Annotated in this window: 17 protein-coding genes; 4 read left to right on the forward strand and 13 right to left on the reverse strand. The window is 72.3% G+C overall.

Translation table 11 applies throughout. From position 1 onward, the window contains the following. Positions 1-4: 4 nt before the first annotated feature. The 6 genes from AB0I15_RS04735 to AB0I15_RS04760 form a co-directional block, all read right to left on the reverse strand. Positions 5-898: a hypothetical protein gene (locus AB0I15_RS04735; RefSeq protein ID WP_358090157.1), complete on the reverse strand. Its 894-nt coding sequence runs from the start codon at positions 896-898 to the stop codon at positions 5-7. Positions 899-903: 5 nt separating this feature from the next. Next, on the reverse strand, positions 904-1,809 hold the full coding sequence (locus AB0I15_RS04740) for a hypothetical protein (protein ID WP_358090160.1): 906 nt from the start codon (positions 1,807-1,809) through the stop codon (positions 904-906). Between the two features lie 34 nt (positions 1,810-1,843). Next, complete coding sequence (locus AB0I15_RS04745; protein ID WP_358090163.1) at positions 1,844-2,758, reverse strand: hypothetical protein; 915 nt, start codon at positions 2,756-2,758, stop codon at positions 1,844-1,846. Next, positions 2,755-3,078, reverse strand: coding sequence for a PadR family transcriptional regulator (locus tag AB0I15_RS04750; RefSeq protein WP_358090165.1), 324 nt, complete (start codon positions 3,076-3,078; stop codon positions 2,755-2,757). The genes AB0I15_RS04745 and AB0I15_RS04750 overlap by 4 nt, the downstream gene beginning before the upstream one ends. A 57-nt stretch (positions 3,079-3,135) precedes the next feature. Next, positions 3,136-5,649: a glycoside hydrolase family 9 protein gene (locus tag AB0I15_RS04755; RefSeq protein WP_358090168.1), complete on the reverse strand. Its 2,514-nt coding sequence runs from the start codon at positions 5,647-5,649 to the stop codon at positions 3,136-3,138. 111 nt (positions 5,650-5,760) lie between these two features. Then, positions 5,761-6,306: a TIGR03086 family metal-binding protein gene (locus AB0I15_RS04760; RefSeq protein WP_358090170.1), complete on the reverse strand. Its 546-nt coding sequence runs from the start codon at positions 6,304-6,306 to the stop codon at positions 5,761-5,763. Between AB0I15_RS04760 and AB0I15_RS04765 the strand changes: the two genes are divergently transcribed. Further along, positions 6,305-7,117 (forward strand): helix-turn-helix domain-containing protein, encoded by an 813-nt coding sequence (locus AB0I15_RS04765; RefSeq protein ID WP_358090172.1) that lies wholly within the window; start codon positions 6,305-6,307, stop codon positions 7,115-7,117. The genes AB0I15_RS04760 and AB0I15_RS04765 overlap by 2 nt on opposite strands. Here the strand turns inward: AB0I15_RS04765 and AB0I15_RS04770 are convergent. Then, positions 7,096-8,220: an epoxide hydrolase family protein gene (locus AB0I15_RS04770; protein WP_358090175.1), complete on the reverse strand. Its 1,125-nt coding sequence runs from the start codon at positions 8,218-8,220 to the stop codon at positions 7,096-7,098. The genes AB0I15_RS04765 and AB0I15_RS04770 overlap by 22 nt on opposite strands. Before the next feature lie 84 nt (positions 8,221-8,304). Continuing rightward, on the reverse strand, positions 8,305-8,907 hold the full coding sequence (locus tag AB0I15_RS04775) for a TetR-like C-terminal domain-containing protein (RefSeq protein ID WP_358090178.1): 603 nt from the start codon (positions 8,905-8,907) through the stop codon (positions 8,305-8,307). Between the two features lie 89 nt (positions 8,908-8,996). Here AB0I15_RS04775 and AB0I15_RS04780 point away from each other — a divergent pair, with 89 nt between their 5' ends. Beyond that, positions 8,997-10,166 carry a DUF418 domain-containing protein gene (locus AB0I15_RS04780; RefSeq protein ID WP_358090181.1) on the forward strand — a complete coding sequence of 390 codons (1,170 nt, stop codon included), beginning with the start codon at positions 8,997-8,999 and terminating at the stop codon, positions 10,164-10,166. A 43-nt stretch (positions 10,167-10,209) separates the two neighbouring features. On the opposite strand, the gene AB0I15_RS04785 is transcribed toward AB0I15_RS04780, so the two are convergent. After that, entirely contained in the window at positions 10,210-13,431 is a 3,222-nt protein-coding gene (locus AB0I15_RS04785) for a BTAD domain-containing putative transcriptional regulator (protein ID WP_358090184.1), read from the reverse strand. Positions 13,432-13,601: 170 nt separating this feature from the next. Here AB0I15_RS04785 and AB0I15_RS04790 point away from each other — a divergent pair, with 170 nt between their 5' ends. Next, a complete protein-coding gene (locus tag AB0I15_RS04790) occupies positions 13,602-14,087 on the forward strand; it encodes a hypothetical protein (RefSeq protein WP_358090187.1) in 486 nt (161 codons plus the stop codon). A 54-nt stretch (positions 14,088-14,141) separates the two neighbouring features. After that, a complete protein-coding gene (locus tag AB0I15_RS04795; RefSeq protein WP_358090189.1) occupies positions 14,142-15,356 on the forward strand; it encodes a helix-turn-helix domain-containing protein in 1,215 nt (404 codons plus the stop codon). Here AB0I15_RS04795 and AB0I15_RS04800 read toward each other — a convergent pair. The 4 genes from AB0I15_RS04800 to AB0I15_RS04815 form a co-directional block, all read right to left on the reverse strand. Beyond that, positions 15,340-16,221 (reverse strand): SGNH/GDSL hydrolase family protein, encoded by an 882-nt coding sequence (locus AB0I15_RS04800; protein ID WP_358090192.1) that lies wholly within the window; start codon positions 16,219-16,221, stop codon positions 15,340-15,342. The genes AB0I15_RS04795 and AB0I15_RS04800 overlap by 17 nt on opposite strands. 49 nt (positions 16,222-16,270) lie before the next feature. Next, the gene (locus AB0I15_RS04805) at positions 16,271-17,395 is read right to left on the reverse strand and encodes an alkaline phosphatase PhoX (protein ID WP_358090195.1); all 1,125 of its coding nucleotides are present in this window, start codon (positions 17,393-17,395) and stop codon (positions 16,271-16,273) included. 109 nt (positions 17,396-17,504) lie between these two features. After that, the gene (locus tag AB0I15_RS04810) at positions 17,505-18,107 is read right to left on the reverse strand and encodes a GNAT family N-acetyltransferase (protein ID WP_358090198.1); all 603 of its coding nucleotides are present in this window, start codon (positions 18,105-18,107) and stop codon (positions 17,505-17,507) included. A 22-nt stretch (positions 18,108-18,129) separates the two neighbouring features. Then, entirely contained in the window at positions 18,130-18,372 is a 243-nt protein-coding gene (locus tag AB0I15_RS04815) for a hypothetical protein (protein WP_358090200.1), read from the reverse strand. Between the last annotated feature and the right edge of the window lie 53 nt (positions 18,373-18,425).

Genomic DNA, 18,425 nt, shown 5'->3' on the forward strand with positions numbered 1-18,425 from the left:
GGTGTCACATGCCGAACCGGTCGAAGACCTGCCGGTCGATCGCGAACGAGCGCGGCTCGTAGGCCGGGTAGAAGTCCTTGCCGCACTCCAGGTCGTCGAGCGCCGCCTTGATCTCCTTGTCCAGGTACGGCCGGGCCTCCTCGGGAGTGAGGGTCGGCGGGTAGAACATGGCGATCTTCCCGTCCTTCACCGAGGGCGCGACGTCGGGCACGTCGGGATCCTGCGCGCGGCCCAGCTTGTCCTCCTGGGCGAGGAAGGCCTTCTGGCCGCGCCCTGACATGGCGCTCGGCGTGGTGTCGCCGACCGTGTGGCCCTTGCCCTTCAGGCACGTGGCCATGGCCCCGGCCAGCTCCACCAGCTTGGGGTCGCTGTCGAGCTGCTCGTTCACGGCGCGCTGGACGGCCGCGTTCATCTGCTCGTAGTAGTCGTCGTACGACTTCAGCTCCAGGCCGAGCACCTGCTTGGCGGCGGCGATCATGCACACGTCGCCGGCCTTCTTGTACGACCCGAGCTGCGCGCCGGAGAGCTGCCCCTGAACCTTCTTGTTGGGATTGTCCGCAGGCTCGGTGCCCGGCTGGTTCATCTCCTTGGGGTAGACGTGCGCCGCGAACACCCCGAATCCATATTTTTGGCGATATTTCTTCATTGCCGGGTAATCGCCGGAGTTGCGCCTGCGCTGCTCCTCGGTCGGCGGCTTCTCGGGCGCCACGTACGGGATGTACTTGAAGCCCTGCCGCTTCATGCAGTCGGCCTTGGCCGTCTCCAGCCGGTGCCTGGCGTCGGCGGCGGGCGCGCTCGGAGAGGGCTGGGCGCTTTCGGTGGCCTGCCCGCACGCGGTGAGCGCGACGGTCAGTGCGGCGGTCAGCGCGGCGAGGGCCAGAAGGGGTCTCGTGTCCATGGCCGTCAGAAGGCGTACCGGTCGTTGATCTGCTGCTGGAGCGCCGACACCCGCGGCTGGTAGATCGCGTAGAAGTCCTTGCCGCACTCCAGGTCGTCGAGCGCCGCCTTGATCTCCTTGCCCAGGTACGGCCGGGCATCCTGGGGCGTGAGGTCCGGCATGTGCAACTGCATGCCCTTGCCCGGCTTGCGCGGCGGCGCGACGTCGGGCACCTTGTCGTCCTGCCTCCTGCCGATCTTGTCCAGCTCGAACATGAACCGGTCCTCGCCGAGCCTGGCCATGACCGTCGGCTTGGTCTCACCGACGGTGTCGCCCTTGCCCTTGAGGCAGGAGGCCATGACGCCGGCCAGCTCCGCCAGTTCGGCGTCGCCGTCCAGCTCCCTGGTCTTGGCCTGCCTGTGGGCGAGGGTCACGCTGTTGAAGTAGTCCATGTTCGACTTCAGCGTCAGGCCCAGGACCTGCTTGCCCGCCTGCGCCACACAGGTGTCCTTGGCCTTGCGGTAGGCCGTGTCCTGGGCCGGTGAGAGGCTGGTCTGGATCTTGATGTTGGGGTCCTGGACGGCCTCTCCGCCCATGTGCTCCGGGGCGCGCAGCTCTTTGGGGTAGACGAACATGGAGAAGACGCCGAACCCGTATTTCTCGCGGTGTTTCCGCATGGCCTCGTAGTCGCCCGAGGCGACCTTGCGGTCCTGTTCGGTCTCCTGTTCTTCCGGCTTGACGTACGCCACGTACTTGAAGCCCTGCCGCTTCATGCAGTCGGCCTTGACGGACTCGAACCGGTGCTTCTTGTCCTTGACCGCGGTCGTGCTCGTTGCCGGTGTCGGCTGTGCGCTCTCTGCGGCGCCCCCGCAGCCGCAGAGGACGGCCACGGAGAACGACAAGGCAAGAGCCAGGCGGGATCTCTTGAGCATGGTGGGAGACCATACTCCGTTGAATGAAGTATGGTCAATCCAGACAGTGCCGCCGCTGGCGGAGAGGGGTGAAGGCGGCGGCCAGGGTCAGCAGGAGCAGCAGGCCCGCGTAGGCGAGATGTTGCCTGGTCAGCTCCTCCGAGTGGATCGCCAGGTCGCCCGAGACCACCGCCAGGTAGAGTCCGGCGGCCAGCGCCCACCGGTGGTCGCGCGCCAGATAGCCGGCCGCCACCGCCAGCCCGAACATCAGGGCCTCCACGGTCATCCGGCTCAGGCTGATCGTGAAGATCGTCCCGTCCTCCATCCACTCCGGCCCGGCCCACGCGGCGATCACGACCGCCGGCCACCACCACCACGACCTGACCCGCGCCCGCCGTCGCGGGGCCAGCACCGCCAGGCCGATCAGGACGACCGCGTAGGACCCGGCCACCACGTACGGGTCGCTGTTGCCGAACAGGGGCGGCCCGCCGAGCGGGCCCGGGTAGACCGGCAGCAGGGTCAGGTCCAACGGCTGCCAGCCGCCCGAGATCGCCACCGCCTTGACCCCGACGGCCAGCGTGAGCGCGAACCCCGCGCGCATCCACCCGCGCAGGATCGCCAGCAGCCCCAGCGCCGAGACCAGCGTCCACAGCGGCAGCGCGTGCGCGAACGGCAGCAGCGTCGCCAGGTTCGCCGCCGCCACGGCCGTGACGCCCAGGTGCAGGCCGTCCGCCCAGGCGCTGCCGGTCGCCTGGTGCACGACGCGGCTGCGTACGCCGCCCGTGAGCAGGCCCCACGCCTCCCTGAGCACCGGGACGGTCCTGCCGGGGCCGGCCGACTCCAGCAGGACGTCGAGCAGCTCGTCGCCGTGCGCCGTGCGGTATTCGCGCGGATAGACCAGCAGCAGCCGGCGATAGCGCCGTTCGAGTGCCGTCATGGGCGAGGAGTCCGCGGGGTCGAGGGCCGTCATGCGCCGGACGGGCGCAGGACCAGCGAGGCGGCCTCCTGCATCCGTCTGGCCTCGGCCTCCACGAGCGCCTGGCCTTCGTCGGTGATCCTGAAGTAGCGCCGGTTGCGGCCGTTGACCGTCTCCTCGCGGTCCACAGTGATCACGCCCCGCTCGTTCAGGCGCTCCAGGATGCCGTAGAGGGTGCCGACCGACGGCTGGACGCGCCCGCCCGACAGTTCCTTGATCGACTTGCTGATCGCATGTCCGTGCAGCGGGCCCGCGCGGAGAGCGGTGAGCACGAAGTACATCGGCTCGCTGACTTCTGAGGTTCCCCTGGGCATGGGGCTGACAGTATTCCGTTGAACGGAGCGTCCGCAACGCCCAGGGGTCACCACGTCCTACTTGCAGCGGGCTCCGTCGAGATGGAACACCTCGGGAGCCGGGTTGGGGCCTCCGGGGTGCGTGGCGGTGAAGCCGAACGTCGCGGATCCGCCCGGTCTGATCTTGCTTCGGCTCCTGGCCGTCACCACCGAGCCGGACTGCGACAGCGCCGCGCCCCAGTCCTGCCGGACCCGCTGGCCGCTCAGGAACGACCAGCGCAGGCTCCAGCCGTCAACGGTGTGCCTGCCGGTGTTCTCGATCACGACCTGCGCGGCGAACGTGCCCGAGCCGTGCGCCGAGTAGCGCACCCGGCAGTCCGACCGCTCGCCCGGGTCGGCCAGGAAGGCCGAGACCCAGGTCAGGGGCGAGTTCCAGTTGATGGTCAGCTCGTTCGTGGCCCACGACTCGATGTGGTCGATGTAGCAGAACTGCGGCTTGCAGCCCCGCAGCAGGCGCTGCGCGAGCGGGTCCTGGATGCTGGAGTTCGGGCCGCCGGCCAGGGTGCCGCGCGGCGGGTTGGGCAGGGCGGGGTCGAGCTGGCGGGCGTACCAGCGGCTGTGCTGGTTCTTGGAGGCGACCTCGCCATAGCCGGTGACGTATGACTGGTTGAGCGCGTTGCGGCCCAGGATGTAGTCCATGCCCTCGCGTACGGCGGCCCGGTACTTCTCCTGGCCGGTCAGGTCGTACGCGATGGCCATCACGACCATGTTGTTGAGCACCAGGTTGTTCGAGCCCCAGTCGAAGTCCGGCGGATCGTAGGGCAGCCCGTACGGGTGCGCGCGCTGGATCGCCAGATACTTCTCCGCCCCTTCGACCACCGACTGCCGCACCCGCGCCCGGCCGGGCAGCGCGTTCGGCACGGTCGCCAGGTCCAGACGGCCGAGCTGGGCGGTGTTGCCCCAGTCGAAGCCGCGCTCGCGCCAGACGTCGCCGGTGTGGTGCGGCGAGGCCAGCACGAAGTCCCTGAACTCCCTCTCGCCCGTCGTGATGAACAGCTCCGCCGCCGCCCAGTAGAACTCGTCGCTCACGTCCGCGTCGTTGTAGGCGCCGCCGCCGTTGCCGTCGTTGGGGTCGGCGTAGCGCGCCGGCTCGGCCTTGGCGGCCGCCCACGCCCTGCGGGCCGCCTGGAGGTTCCTGGCCGCGAACGCGGCGTCGTAGGGGGCGAACAGCCGGGCCGCCTGCGCCGCCGTCGCGGCCAGGTTGAGCGTGGCGGCCGTGGACGTCGGGTGCAGCTCGCGAAGCTGCGGGTCCAGGTGCGGCAGCAGGGGGAGCCCGGTCCAGTTCTGGTCGTGGATCTTGTGGTGGGCCATGCCCGCGTACGGCTTGCCGTCCGGCACCTGCATGCTCAGCAGGAACTCCTGCTCCCAGCGGGCCTCGTCGAGGATGTCCGGCGTGCCGTTGCCGCTCTCGGGGATGTCGAGCTGCCGGTCCTTGAAGGCGGCCTTGTCCCGCTCGTACGTGGCCATGAGCTGGTGGACCGAGATGCCGCCGTTGACGACGTACTTGCCATGGTCGCCGGCGTCGTACCAGCCGCCCTTGACGTTCAGCGAGTAGTCGCAGACGCCCGGCTGGCACGGCACGCTCACGTCACCCTGGTTCGGCGCGACGCCGGCGTGGCCGGCCGGTCTGCCGTAGCCCGGCCTGAGGCTGTCGAGGATCTCGATGCCGCTGCGCTGGGTGTAGTAGAACTTCAGCGCGTCCACCGGAAGCCGGTCGTAGAGGTCGGCGGCGATGTCGAACGGCCTGCTCGTCTCGCCGTCCGCGCTCACCGTGTAGTCCTTGCCCGGCCGGCGGTAGGAGCCGAAGTCGAGCGTGTGCACGTTCTGGCCCGAGCTGGCGTCCACGCCTCTGGGGGTGGTCCGGCCGCTCGCGACCGTCTCCTTCGCGGCGTTCTTGAGCTCCCAGTCCACGGCCTCGGTCGCGGTCGTGACCACGGTGGCCTTCTTCGGCCCCGCGGGGAGGTAGCCGACCATGTTCACGCGCACGCGGGGGCCCGTGTCAGGCTCATAGACCTCGGGTTCGGCGCCGCCCTTGAGCGACACGTCGTCCATGCAGAACCTCCACGGCTCGGCGCTGCCGCCCAACTGGAAGACGACCTGGGCGTTCGGCAGCGACACGGGGGCGGTGAACGTGTAGGAGTAGCCGTTGCCCGAGACGCTCATCTCCGGTGCGGCCGACAGGTACTGGGTCCAGGGGTCCACGGGGAGCTGGATCAGGGCCCTGCCGACCTTGGCCGGGGTCGCGGCGGCGAAGAACCTGTAGGCGTAGCTTTCGCCCTCCACCAGGGGGAGGTTGTCCTGGCCGATGATGACGTCCCAGGGGTTGGTGGTGCCGCCCGGGATGTCGGCGCAGAGCCGGCCGTCGTCCACGGCGAGGGTCAGGTTGGCGGTGCCCCACCAGGGGGCGGTGCCGGCGTCGAAGGTGCCGTTCACGATCTGCTCGGGTCCCTCGTCGGCGGCCTGGGCGGCCGTGGCGGGGAACAGGGCGACCATGGTGAGGAGGGCCAGTAAGGCGGCCCGGCGTCGGGTCATGGAGGTCCTTAGGGGGTGGGAGCGCTCCCAATGGAGCGATCCCGATCCTCCTTGCCCATTGCCGCCCCGTCAACGGCCCCGCACCATCCGCTTCGGAAGACCGTGAAACTTTCACGCACTCCGGTCGGGAGCCCACTCCGGGTCACGGCCGGCCATCGCCAGCAACCGGTCGAGCTCCGTCGCGCCGGGGCCGACCGCCACGGCCTCGGCGAAGATGCCCCGCTGCCTGCCCGTCGGCGTCATCTGCGCGGCGAAGCCCAGCAGCGCCTTCACCGTCTCCGGCTCGGCCTGGAAGGGCGCGCCCGTGGCCCTGGCCAGATCCCAGCCGTGGACGACCAGGTCGAACAGCGCCATCGTGGCCACCGCGCGCATCGGCAGCCCCATGCCGGGGCTTTCGCCCTCCCACGCCTGCTCGGGCTCCCACGCGGCCAGCATCCGCCGCACCCGCTCGGGGAAGTCGCCCGCGTATTCGCGCTGCTCCACCATCGGGCCCTTGGCCGCCAGCGACGCGAACAGGTCCGCCACCCACTCCAGGTGGTTGATCAGCGCCTTGACGTCGAACTCGGCGCAGGGCGTGCGCAGCCCGAACTGCTCTTCGCGCACTCCGGCGACCACCGCCGCCGTACGCCCGGCGGCCTGCGTCATCATGTCATGCATGGGTCACGAGCTTGCCGGAGACGCCGGGCGGAGTCTTGTAGAAACGCGCCAGCGGGGCTGGATCGATCCCGTGCGCGCGAGTTTCGACCACCGCCGGCACACGGTCGCGCCGGAGCTGGCCCCGTTCGCCGAGCACTTCTGGATCAGCTCGTGGGACCTGGCGGAGCCGTTCACGCAGAGGCTGATCTCCCACCCCATCGTGAACCTGACCGTCACCGAGGAGTTCGCCAGGATCGCCGGCGTGATCCCGGGAGAGTTCTCCTGCACGCTGGAGGGCCGCGGGCGGGTGGTGGGGCTGCGGTTCAGGCCGGGCGGCTTCCGCCCGTTCACGGACGGCCCCGTGTCGGCGCTGACCGGCCGTTTCGTGTCCCTGCCCGACATGTTCGGCACGGCGGGCGCCACCCTGTGGCGGCAGGTCCAGGCGGCGCCGGACGAGGAGGCCATGCGCCTGGTCGAGGCGTTCCTCCTCGACCGGCGGCCGGCGCCCGACCCGCTGATCGACGAGGCCGCCGCGCTGGTGGCCGCGGTGGAGGCCGACCAGACGCTCACCAGGGTGGGGCGGCTCGCCGCCGTGGCCGGCACGTCCGTGCGCTCGCTCCAGCGCCTGTTCCAGGAATACGTCGGGGTCGGCCCGAAATGGGTCATCCGCCGTTTCCGCCTGCACGAGGCCGCGGAGCGCGTACGAGACGGCCTCGACCTGGCGGAGCTGGCGACCGAGCTCGGCTATGCCGACCAGGCCCACCTCACCCGCGACTTCGCCGCCGTGGTGGGCCTGCCGCCCGCCGCCTATCAGCGCTTCGTCGCGCCGTGACCGAGCTTGGCGAAGAAGGCCGTGATGTCGGCCGCCAGCGGGCCGGGGGCGGCCATCGCGAGCATGTGGCTGGGGTGGTCGAGGTCCTGCCAGTGGACCACGTCGTTCCCGCGCTCGGCGATCCGCCGGAACACCGGGGACCCGCCGTGTGACACGCCCGTCGGCACGGCGCTCTGGTCGATCGGCATGCCGGCGGCGCCGTCGTAGTAGGTCCACGACGATGAGCCGCCCGTGTTGGTCAGCCAGTACAGGCTCGCGTTCGTGAGCACGAGATCACGGTCGATGGGCTCGCTCCCGGGCTGCCAGCCGTCGAACTCCTTGAACCTCTCCACGAGGTAGGCGAGCTGCGCCACCGGCGAGTCCGCCCAGCCGAAGCCGAGCGTCTGGGGCCTGGCCGCCAGATAGGGCGCATAGCCGCTCCCGCCCGTGCCGCTCAGCATCTCGGAGACCCACGACAGGCTCTCCTTCTCCTCCTCCGTCAGGCCCTCGAGCTCGGCCGGGTCGCCGGTGGGCAGGCCGATGCCGCCCGTGATGTGCACGCCGACGACGTTGTCCGGGAACAGGGCGCCGAGCTGGGGAGAGACGAGGGCGCCGGCGTCGTTGCCGTGCGCGCCGTAGCGCTCGTAGCCGAGCCGGTCCATCAGCTCCGCCCAGGTGCGGGCGACCCGCTCGGCACTCCACGGACGCTCGTCGGCGGGTTCGGGAAAGGCCGAGAAGCCGAATCCGGGCAGGGAGGGCGCCACCACGTGGAAGTGCTCCGACAGCGGGCCCAGCAGGTCGGCGAACTCGGCGATCGAGTTCGGCCAGCTATGCGTGATGATCAGCGGCAGCGCGTCCTCCTTGGCGGAGCGCACGTGGAAGAAGTGCACGACCTGGCCGTCGATCTCGGTGGTGAACTGCGGGAACTCGTTGAACCTGGCCTCGAAGGCGCGCCAGTCGTAGCCGTCGGCCCAGTACGCCACCAGGTCCCGCAGATACGACACCGGCACCCCTCGGCTCCACTCGGCGCCGGGCAGTCGCCTGGGCCAGCGCGTACCCGTCAGGCGGGTGCGCAGATCGTCCAGATCGGCCTGGGGGATCTCGATGCGGAAAGGCTTGATCACGGAAACCTCCATGTGCGGTCAGCGGCAACGAGCTCGACACTAGGAGGCAAAGCGGAAAGGTTCGTTCCGCGATGGCCGGAGGCTCTACGCGCCCGTCCTGCCGAGGCCGATCGCGGGCAGGATGGCCTGGTCGACGATGGCCGCCAGGTCGGCGTCGTCGGGTGGGACGGCGGCGTCGATCATGCGCTTGGTGACCAGGGCCTCGCCGATGTCGGCCACGACCGGGGTGAGCAACTCGGCGCGGAAATGGCCGCGTTCGGCGTAGTGGCTCAGGATGGTGCTGGTGAACGTGCCGCCGCGCTCGGCGAAGACCCGCTCGAACAGCGCCTCGGAGATCTCCGGGGTGCGCCGGGGGTCGGTGAGGATGGCCGCGACGGCGCGGCCGGCCGGGCTGAGCATCCAGTCCACCATGAGCCGGAGGGCGCGGATCAGGTCGCCGCGCAGGTCGTCGGCACCGGGCGTCGGCTCCTCGACCGGATGCAGGGCGTGGAGCGCGTCCAGCAGCACCTCGACGGGGTCGGACCAGCGGCGGTAGAGCGTGGTGCGGGGCGTCGCCGCCCGCTTGCCGATGCCGTCCATGGTCAGCCGGCCCACGCCGACTTCGGCCACTTCTTCCAGGACCGCCGTGTGGATGGCGTTGATGAGCTCTTCGCCACGCCGCCGGGTCCGCGCGCTGTGATCGCCCATCCTCGCTCCCGCTTGCTCAGGTACGCGGCTGTAGCTTACCGTTGGGCTCATTAGCTACAGTTCGTGTATCTAATTTCCTTGGGAGAGTCATGTCCTTAGCCCCGCCCGCCCCCGTCCAGCCCCGGGGAGCCGTGCCGCTCACTCATCGCGCGCTCGCCCCCGACCTCGCGCGCGGCCTCATGCTGCTGCTCATCGCCGTCGCCCACGCGCACATGTACCTGTCCGGCCACCAGACCGGCTTCCGCGGCTACGCCCTCGACGGCGGCCTCGTCGACCGGCTGGTCGCCGGGGTCCAGATCCTGCTGGTCGACGGGCGGGCGCTCCCCATGTTCGCCGCCCTGTTCGGCTACGGCCTCGCCCAGCTCGCGGGCCGGCAGCTCGCCGCGGGCAAGAGCTGGCCCGAGACGCGGCGGGTGCTGCGACGCCGGAGCCTATGGTTGCTGGCCTTCGGGTTCTGCCACGCGCTGCTGCTGTTCTTCGGCGACATCCTGGGCGCGTACGGGCTGGTGGGGCTCGTCCTCATCGGGTTCGTCCGGCGCCAGGACCGGGCCCTGCTGTGGGCCGCCGGGGTCGGGCTGGCCCTGCACGTCGTCATCCTCGCCGCGTTCGGGCTGCTCACCGTCTCCGCTCCCAAGGGCGACACGCCCGCCGCCATGGCGGACCCGGTCGAGGCGCTGATGATGAGGCTGATCGGCTGGGTGGGGATGACGCCCACGTACTTCGCGGTCGGCGTCGTGTCGGCCTTCCTGCTCGGCATCTGGGCGGCCCGCCGGCGGCTGCTCGAGGAGCCGGCCGCCCATCGGGCGCTGCTCTCCCGGGTCGCGGTGGTGGGCGTGAGCGTGGCGGTCGCCGGCGGGGTGCCGTTGACGCTGGTGGACACGGGGGCCTGGGCGCCCTCGACGGCCGTCGCCGTGGCCGTGTACGTGCTGCACAGCCTGACCGGCATCGCCGGTGGCCTCGCGTATGCGGCCGTCATCGGTCTCGCCGTGAGCCGGACGCGGCGCGGGACCCCGGGGCCGGTGGTCTCCGCCCTGGTGGCGTGCGGGCAGTGGTCGCTGACCTGCTACCTGCTGCAGTCGGTGATCTTCGTGGCGGTGTTCGCGCCGTACGCGGGCGGTCTCGGCTCGAAGGTGGGCGACGCCGCCGCCTCGGGCATCGCCGTGGCCGCCTGGCTGGCCACCGTGGCGCTGGCCACGGCCTTCCGCGGACGGCGGGGCCCGGCCGAGACCGTGCTGCGCCGGCTGACGTACGGTGCATGACCTCGCGCGGGCCCTCTAGGGGGAAGCACAGCCCGGCTGCCGCTCAGCGGCGCACGTGCCCGAGCCGCCGGGTGATCTCTTCCGCTCTGCGGTGGTCGTAGGGGACCGACAGGCGGTCCGCGGCGGCCACGGCCCGCTCCGCCTCCTTCTGTGCCGCCCGGTCCTTGCCCGCCACCGCCAGGGCCAGGGCCCGGGCCCAGCCGATTCGGGCCGCCGCGCCCGGGTTGCGGGCCGCGTACCTGGTCAGATGGGTGGTGAGCCGGCGCGCGGTGGCCCGGTCCGGACGGGGGTCCAGCGCCCAGAGCAGCTCGGCGAGCCCGGCCCAGCACTCGATCATGCCGGGCTGCGCCGACGGCAGCAGGGCCCCGAGCGCCAGAGCCCGCGCGAGCGCCTCCCGGGGCGGGAGCGCGCCGGCGCTCTGAGACGGTGCGGCGAGGTCGAGGCGGGCGGAGGCGGTCAGCAGGCGCATGTCCTGGGTGATCCGCATGACGCGCCCGTCGCGCAACCCCAGCTCCCGCTCGTACGCGATGCGCCGGTCGGTCGAGGCGCGGGCCGCCGCCACCACCTCCCGGATCCGCTCCGGCGCCACCCCGTCCACCCGCAGCAGCGCCTCGGCCCGCCCCGTCAGGCACCAGTAGCGGCCGATGTCGTCCCCGCCCACGCGCTTGACCGACAGCTCCTCCGTGTGCGCGAACAACTGCGCCGCCTCCTCGAAGTCGCCCTGCCACAGCGCGGTCTCGGCCAGCATGCCCACGCAGTTCTCGGCCATCCGCGGGTCGAGCGTCCTGGCCCGGCCCTCGGTGAACGAGCCGCGGGCGGAGCGGAACGCGCCCGAATGGAGCTGGTCGAGGCCGCGCGCCAGCCGGGCGCGGTTGGCGGCGTCGGTGGGGTGGCCGATGGCGGCCAGGGCACGGTCGGCGAGTGTGCCGTAGCGGGCGGCCAGGCCGTGGCGGCCGGCCATGCGGGCGATCGTGGCGAAGTTCGCGTACGCCTCGGCTCTCAGCGCGGGGTCGTCCGCCCGCTCGGCGGCGTTGAGCTGGCGGAGCGAGGCGGCCAGCATCGTGGGCAGGTCCTGCCGGTGGTAGGCGAGCCTGGCCAGCAACGTCAGCGCCTGCGCGGCCTCGGGCCCGGCCGGGTCGGTGCCGGTGAGCGGGAGCAGCCGCCGTATGGCCTGCCGCACCGCGCCTCCCGCCATGGCGGCGACCCGGCCGGCCGCGGAGCCCGGCAGCGGCTCGCCCAGCGCGGCGAGCGCCTGGCGGGCCAGACGGTCGGCCTCACGTTCCCGCGCGAGCTGGTACGCGCTCACCCCGGCCATCCGGAGCCAGCGCGCCCGCAGGTGCGGAGCCTGCGGCGTACGGGCGAGATGCCGCCGGACGATCACCCCCGACTCCTCGTAGAGGCGTAATCGCAGGCACAGGGTCCAGTAGTGGTCCAGGAAGGCCGGCTCGCCCGAGGCCGTCCAGGCCAGCCGGATGTTGTCCAGCTCCGCGCCGAGCACATGGGTGACCTCGGTGTCGGAGGCGTCATGCAGGGCTGGGGCGTGGCGGGCGAGCAGGCGGGCGAAGTGGGCGGCATGGCGGTGGCGGGCCGGGGAGCCGTCGGGACGGCGTGCGGCGGCGAGCTGCTGGATGAGGGGGTGGATGGTGTAGCGGCCCGACGGGGTGAGCTGGATCATGCTGTGGTCGACCAGGCGGACCAGCACCTCCGGCGTGGTCCTGGCCACCTCCAGGGCCGCGCGCAGCGTGCACCCGCCACGGAACACCGCCAGCGCCGCCAGCGCGTCCTGCCCGGCCGGGTCCAGCAGGTCCCACGACGTCTCGAAGACCGTGCGCATGCAGGCGTGCCGGGAGCGGGCGGCCGGGCCGGCGGCCGACAGCAGGCCGGGGTCCACGCCGAGGCGCTGCGCCAGGTCCGCGCACGGCACGGCGCGCAGCAGGCTGGCCGCCAGCTCGATGGCGAGCGGGAGCCCGCAGGTGGCGGCGCAGATCGCGGCCACCAGGGCGGCCTCGCGGTCAGGGTCGAACGCCGGTCGCGCCGCGAGCGCCCTGGCCGCGAACAGCGCTTCGGCGGCCGGTCCCGGCAGGCCCTCCACGGTGAGCGTCACCTGGCCGGGCAGGTCCAGCCGGCGCCGGCTGGTCGCCAGCACCCGCACGTCCGGGCCGGCGCGCAGGAGGTCGCCGATGACCGGGTCGAAGCCGGGGAGATGTTCGAGGTTGTCGAGGACGAGGAGGAGCGGGAGGCGGCGGGCGGCGAGGGCCGCCAGGAGGAGCTCCAGCGCGGGGCGCGACGGCGAGAGATCCACGCCCAGGCGGCGGGCCAGCGTCGTCACGGCCGCCTCCGGCCGCACTCCGGCGAACGACACGAACGCCGTCTCCCGGGAGGCGGGCCCTCGTGTCAGCGAGGAGGGCGGTGGCGGGGTGGCGGCGGCGATGGCCAGGCGCGTCTTGCCGACGCCGCCGGGTCCCATCAGCGTGACCAGGCGCTCGCGGGACAGCAGCGCGCGCAGGCGCCGCACGTCGGTGTCCCTGCCGATCAGCTCCGTGCCGGGAACGGGCAAGGGGGTGCGGCGGGCAGGCGGGGGCCGGGGCACGAGCTCCCGCCTGACGGCCAGGGTCTCCGGGGCGGGGGAGACGCCCAGCTCGCTCGCCAGCCGCCGCCGCAGGTCGTCGTAGCAGGTCAGCGCCGCGGCCCGGTTGCCGGCCCGAGCCAGGGAGGCCATCAGCAGCCGATGCGCCTCCTCGTCGTACGGGTCCAGCGCCGCCACGATGCGCGCCAGCCGGACGACCTGGTCGGTCCCGTCCGGCCCGGTCCGTACGAGGAGTCCGCGCAGCAGCAGCCGGACCCGCTGCCGCTCCGACTCCAGCCACCCGGCGAAGGCGGGGGCGTCGTCGAAGGAGACGCCGTCCAGGAAGTCCCCGCGCCACAGCCGCAGCGCCTCGGACACCGTCGGCGCCTGGGTGAGGTGCCGGTGGTCCACGAAGCAGCCGTCGCCGGCCAGGAAGCGCACGTGGTCGCGGGTGATGTCGAGCCATCCGCCCACCTCCCGGCGCAGCTCCGACAGCGCCAGGCGCAGGCTGCCCCTGGCGTTGACGTCGGGTCGTTCGCCCCACAGCAGCGCGGCCAGCTCACCCCGCGAGCGCGGCCCGGGGGTGGTGGCGAGGTAACAGAGCAGGGCGCGTGTCTTGGCGGAGCGGATGCCCACGGGCAGCCCGCCTACGGCCAGATCCGGCGCGCCGAGCAGCAGCAGGGTCAGCGAGTCTCCCATAACGCGTGAGGGTAGGCGCGACCCCCCTTGCCCGACTGTGTCAAACGTTACGTACGGCGTGTGCTCTGCACTACTGAGCTGCGCTCTAACGATGCGCTCACGATGGCCTACCCACTCTGATGCCGTGTTCGCGAAGGTCGCGACGCGAAAGGACATCAGGAGTAACCAGCATGCGCTCTCCCAAGCTGATCGCCGCACTCGCCCTCGCGGCGGGTCTGATCGCTCCCATGGCGGTGGCCGCGCTCCCCGCCGCCGCCTCCTCCATGGCCTCGTTCTGCCAGGTGGAGCTCTACGACATCGACAACCTCAACGTGGACGAGAGGGACGGAAAGGACGAGCTCCGCTTCCTGGTCGGCGGCAACCTGTTCCCCAACAACGGCTACTACAACATGCGCAACGGCGACGACGGCGACCCCGCCGACTTCGGCTTCCCGAGCACCGTGGTCAGCGACACCGGGAGCGTGTCGTTCGACCTGCGCGAGGTCACCCCGCCGGCCGTCGGCCGCGGTGACAGCCTGGGCACCGCGACCGTCTCCGGGTCCTCCGTGTGCGCCCCGCTCGCCGTCGGAGCCTCCACGACAGTGGTGGACTACGTCGACGGGACCGACGAGACCTTCTACTCCTACCGGGTCGAGCTCGAAGTGACCGGCCTGTAGACATATCGGATGAAGGCCCCGGCGCGGTGAGGCCGGGGCCTTCACCAATGCCCGATGTTCTGGCAGGGTTCGAGCGTGGTCCGCGCCCTCACCCTGGCCGGGCGCCCCGTGCACGAGGTGCTCGAACGCCAGGTCCCCAAGCTGGCCAGGCGGCTCGTGCGGGGCTTCGCCGAGCAGATCCCGCTCTACCGGCGGCTGCCGCGGGAGGAGCTCGACGGCGACATCACCGCCATCACCGAGCACAACCTGCGCCTGATCGCCCGCGTCTTCCGCGACCGCCGCCCGCCCGTCAGGGCCGACCTGGCGCCGCTGCGCGAGTCGGCGGCCCGGCGGGCCCAGGAGGGGGTGCCGCTCGAAGCCCTGCTCGCGGCCTACCACCTGGGTGCGCGCATGGTGGGGGAACGGTTGTTCGCGGACGCGGAGCCCGGCGACCTCGACGACGTGCTGGAGGCCAACCGGATCATCCTGCTGTACATGGAGTCCGCGACGGCCGCCGTGTGCACGGCGTACCTGGAGGAGCGCGAGAGCCTGCTCAGCCAGGAGCAGCACGCCATGCACGCCACCGTGGCCGCGCTGCTCGGCGGTGACCGGGCGGCGCTGGCCGGGGTCCGGCCGGCGCCGCGCTACCTGGTCCTGGCCGTCGCGGCCGGGCGGCATCCCGACGAGGACGGGCCGGGCGGGGCGATCGCCGGCCGCCGCAAGCTGCGCCGGATCAGGACCGCGCTCCAGCGGCACGCGGCCGAGCCGGTGCTGCCCGCGCTCGACACCTCCGGCGGGCTCGTCCTCGTGCCGCTCCAGGGTGACGAGCCCGTGGCGGGCGAGCTGGCACGGGCGGCCGGGGAGGCGGCGGGCGCGCCCGTGTGGCTGGCGGTCGAGTGCGCGCCGCCGCACGAGGTGCCGGCGGCGGCGCGGCTGGCCGAGGAGGTCCTCGACGTCGTACGCATCTTCGACCGCCCACCGGGCGCCTACCGCCTGGCCGACGTGCTGCTCGAATACCAGCTCACCAGGTCCAGCGAGGCCACCGCCGCCCTGGCCGGCCTGCTGGACCCGCTGCTCGACAACCCCGACCTGCTCAGGACGCTCAAGGCGTACCTGGAGACGGGCCTCGACCGGCGGCGTACGGCGGAGCTGCTCCACGTGCACCCGAACACCGTCGACTACCGCCTGCGCAGGGCCGTCAGCCTGACCGGGCTCGACCCGGTGGACCCCGCTCACCTCCAGCGCATCGGGGCCGCGCTGGCCGCGCGCCGCCTCACAGGACCCCGCTGACCGCCCCGCTGGCCGCCCCGGTGACCGCGGCCGTCACGGCGGTGGCGAAGCCCCGCATGCCGAGCGCGTTCGGGTGGAAGGGCGCGGCGGGGGCGGCGGGGACGTACGGCTCGATCCACCGCACTCCGGGCGAGGTGCACGGGTCGTGGCCGACGCTCGGGGTCTGCAGGTCGATGAAGCCCACGCCGGCCCCGGCGGCCTGCTCGGCCAGCATCTGGTTGAAGTACAGGAGCGTGGCCCTGATGTAGTTCGCGTCCGCCCGGATGATCGGGACGCGCGGGTAGCAGCCGTTGGGGCGGGCGTAGGTCGCGTAGCCCACCACGAAGATCCGGGCCTGAGGGGCGCGGGCGCGGATGTCGGAGACCAGGGTGGTCAGCCGGGGCCGCAGCGCGTCGGTCCTGACCCGCCAGGTGTCCTGGCCGTTGTCCATGTAGTCGTCGTTGCAGGCGTCGCCGATGGGCGGGGGCAGGAGGTTCAGGCAGTCCTCGATGAAGTCGGTCAAGCCGACGTCGTTGGCGCCGATCTGCACCGTGACCAGCGTCGTGGCCGGGGTGAGCGCGTCGAGCTGGGGCGGCACGTCGCCGAGTTCGGTGCTTTGCGGCTGGTACATGTCCGTGGTCTTCGCGCCGGAGCAGGTGACGTCACGGAACCCGCTCGCGCCGATGGCCTGGGCCGTCAGGTGGGCGTAGTTGCGGTCGGAGCGCAGGCAGCCGTAGTCGGGGCCGATCTGGTTCGGCACGAGCGGTCCCGCGGCGGCCGAGTCGCCGAGCGCCACGTACACCTCGGCCTGGGCGGCGTGCGCCGGGGGAGCCAGGCTCGATGTGAGCAGGAGGGCGGCGAGCAGGGTGAGGGTGCGTCGGACCATGAGGACTCCTTCGGGCAGGCGGGGTGGGGGTGCGGAATCCGTGGCCGGTTCAGCGGCGGAAGGGGCCGGTCACCTCGTACGTGATGCCTCCGGTGCCCGCGGCCTCGCCGCTGGAGCCGCGCTGGGAGGAGAAGTAGAGCCGCGTGCCGTCGGGCGAGAACGCGGGCCCGGTGATCTCCGAGCCGCCCTGGCCGTCGAGCCGCATGACGGGGGCGACCACGCCGTCGGGCGTGATGATGTTGATCTCCATGTTGCCGCCGTCCTCGGCCACGTAGAGATCGCCGGACGGACGGCCGGTGATGTTGTCGACGCCGTCGAGCGTGCCCGTGCCGTCGTAGATCGCGGTCACGGTCTGGCGGGCGGTGTCGTACGCCCAGACCTTGCGGTCGCCCTTCGCGGTGAAGTAGCAGACGCCGGCGGCGTAGTGGCAGCCCTCGCCGCCGTTGAAGTGCCGGGCCGCCGAGACCTGGTGCCGGGTCTGGCGGGCCAGCACGCCGGGCGACGGGTCGGGGACCTGACGCCACTCGACGCTGTCGCCGGCCAGGCCGCACAGCACGTCGAGCCGGCCGCTGGACAGGTCGCCCCAGGTGGCGGGCGTGAAGCGGTAGAGGCAGCCGTCGGTCTCGTCCTCGGTGAGGTAGACGACCCGGTGGTCGGGGTCGCAGGCGGCGGCCTCGTGCTTGAAGCGGCCCATGGCGGGGCGCGACCGGGCCTCGCCGCCGTACGGGTCGGTCTCGTACACCCGGCCGCGGAAGATCTCCTCGCACGACAGCCAGGTGTTCCAGGGGGTGGCGCCGCCGGCGCAGTTGAGGTTGGTGCCGCTGAGGATCCGGTAGGCCCGCTCGATCGAGCCGTCGGCCCTGAACTTGATCGCCGACGCCCCGCCGATCAGCGGCACCTCGGAGTTGGACACGTAGATCCAGCCGGTGCCGTCGGCGAAACAGGCGCCGCCGTCGGGGGCCGGATGCCAGAGTGTGCCGCCGACGACGCGGCCCGTCCTGGCCACGACGCGGCCGGTGAAGCCCGCGGGTAACGCCATGCCGTTCGCGTCGGGCACCCCGAGCGGCCCGTACGGGCTCGTCCCGGCCCGGACCGAGGAGATCGCCTCGTGCCACACCGCCCCCGAGAACGCCACCGCTGCGGACACGGCTGTGATGAAGGTACGGCGGCGCATGGCGGCTCTCCCCTGCTCGCAGTTCGATTCGCAAGCAAACGATGAGCCATGCTCGTCATTCTGTGAACTGGACGGGAGAGTAAATGTCAGCGGTCAAATCTGTGACGGTTCACAAACCCGGGGAGCCAGGCCGCCACATCGGCCAGACCATCGCCCCGTCCGGCAGCGTGAACGGCGCCAGCCCCTGGTATCCGTGCCGCGCGTACAGGTCGCGGTTGCGCGGGTCGCTGGCCTCCAGGTAGGCGGGCAGCCCGTTCAGCCGGGCGTGGTGGTGCCGCAGCAGCGCCGTGCCGAGCCCCTGGTTCTGCCGGTCGGGATGCACCGCCAGAAAGGCCAGATGATGGTACGGCGCCGCCGGCAGGTGCCGGTCGGACAACTCGTCGAGCGCACGGAAGCGATCCACCCACTCACCCGTGGCCTCGGCCAGCCGGCGGTCGTAGTCGCGCGGCGGCGGCAGCGGCGAGACGTGCGGGAACCAGACCGCGACCGCGGGGCCGTCGTCGATCAGGTGGACCTCGCCGTGCTCGATGGCGTGCTCGACGAAGATGCGGATGTTGGCCGTCATCACCTTGTGCCGCTCGCGGCGGTCGGGCACGAGGTAGAACGCGGACCTCAGCCCGGCGAACGCGGTCGCGACGAGCTCCGCGGCCTGCTCCGCGTCCTCGGCCGTCGCGTGGCGGACGGCCGGCCTCATCGTGAAGGTCTCTCCCATGGCCCAGGTCTCCTCTCATTCGTCATGCGGTGTCCTGGGCGGGGGCCGATTGGGCGCCCATCCCGACAAGAGCGTAAATCGCGGGCTGCCCGGCCCGCAGCACAAGCGCCCGTACCACCCCGAGCAGGGCGGCGGCGCCGTAGACCGCGGGCAGCAGCCAGGCGAGCGGGTCGCCCTCCGGCACGCCGAGCAGGGCCGGGAAGTTGACCAGCGCCAGCCACACCATCACGGCCGGCGCGAGCAGGGCCGGCACGGGGGCGATCACCCGCCGGTAAGAGCTGACGTGCCCCTTACACGGTTGAGAGATCCACTTGTTCT

The sequence above is a fragment of the Nonomuraea sp. NPDC050643 genome, assembly GCF_040654715.1.
Taxonomy (GTDB): Bacteria; Actinomycetota; Actinomycetes; order Streptosporangiales; family Streptosporangiaceae; genus Nonomuraea.

Bases quoted from the DNA above. Each gene is read 5' to 3' on its own strand.
- AB0I15_RS04775 (WP_358090178.1), bottom strand. From the start codon at position 8,907: ATGGGCGATCACAGCGCGCGGACCCGGCGGCGTGGCGAAGAGCTCATC.
- AB0I15_RS04795 (WP_358090189.1), top strand. From the start codon at position 14,142: ATGTTCTGGCAGGGTTCGAGCGTGGTCCGCGCCCTCACCCTGGCCGGG.
- AB0I15_RS04740 (WP_358090160.1), bottom strand. From the start codon at position 1,809: ATGCTCAAGAGATCCCGCCTGGCTCTTGCCTTGTCGTTCTCCGTGGCC.
- AB0I15_RS04780 (WP_358090181.1), top strand. From the start codon at position 8,997: ATGTCCTTAGCCCCGCCCGCCCCCGTCCAGCCCCGGGGAGCCGTGCCG.
- AB0I15_RS04765 (WP_358090172.1), top strand. From the start codon at position 6,305: ATGGGTCACGAGCTTGCCGGAGACGCCGGGCGGAGTCTTGTAGAAACG.
- AB0I15_RS04800 (WP_358090192.1), bottom strand. From the start codon at position 16,221: ATGGTCCGACGCACCCTCACCCTGCTCGCCGCCCTCCTGCTCACATCG.
- AB0I15_RS04805 (WP_358090195.1), bottom strand. From the start codon at position 17,395: ATGCGCCGCCGTACCTTCATCACAGCCGTGTCCGCAGCGGTGGCGTTC.
- AB0I15_RS04755 (WP_358090168.1), bottom strand. From the start codon at position 5,649: ATGACCCGACGCCGGGCCGCCTTACTGGCCCTCCTCACCATGGTCGCC.
- AB0I15_RS04810 (WP_358090198.1), bottom strand. From the start codon at position 18,107: ATGGGAGAGACCTTCACGATGAGGCCGGCCGTCCGCCACGCGACGGCC.
- AB0I15_RS04785 (WP_358090184.1), bottom strand. From the start codon at position 13,431: ATGGGAGACTCGCTGACCCTGCTGCTGCTCGGCGCGCCGGATCTGGCC.
- AB0I15_RS04760 (WP_358090170.1), bottom strand. From the start codon at position 6,306: ATGCATGACATGATGACGCAGGCCGCCGGGCGTACGGCGGCGGTGGTC.
- AB0I15_RS04735 (WP_358090157.1), bottom strand. From the start codon at position 898: ATGGACACGAGACCCCTTCTGGCCCTCGCCGCGCTGACCGCCGCACTG.
- AB0I15_RS04790 (WP_358090187.1), top strand. From the start codon at position 13,602: ATGCGCTCTCCCAAGCTGATCGCCGCACTCGCCCTCGCGGCGGGTCTG.
- AB0I15_RS04750 (WP_358090165.1), bottom strand. From the start codon at position 3,078: ATGCCCAGGGGAACCTCAGAAGTCAGCGAGCCGATGTACTTCGTGCTC.
- AB0I15_RS04745 (WP_358090163.1), bottom strand. From the start codon at position 2,758: ATGACGGCCCTCGACCCCGCGGACTCCTCGCCCATGACGGCACTCGAA.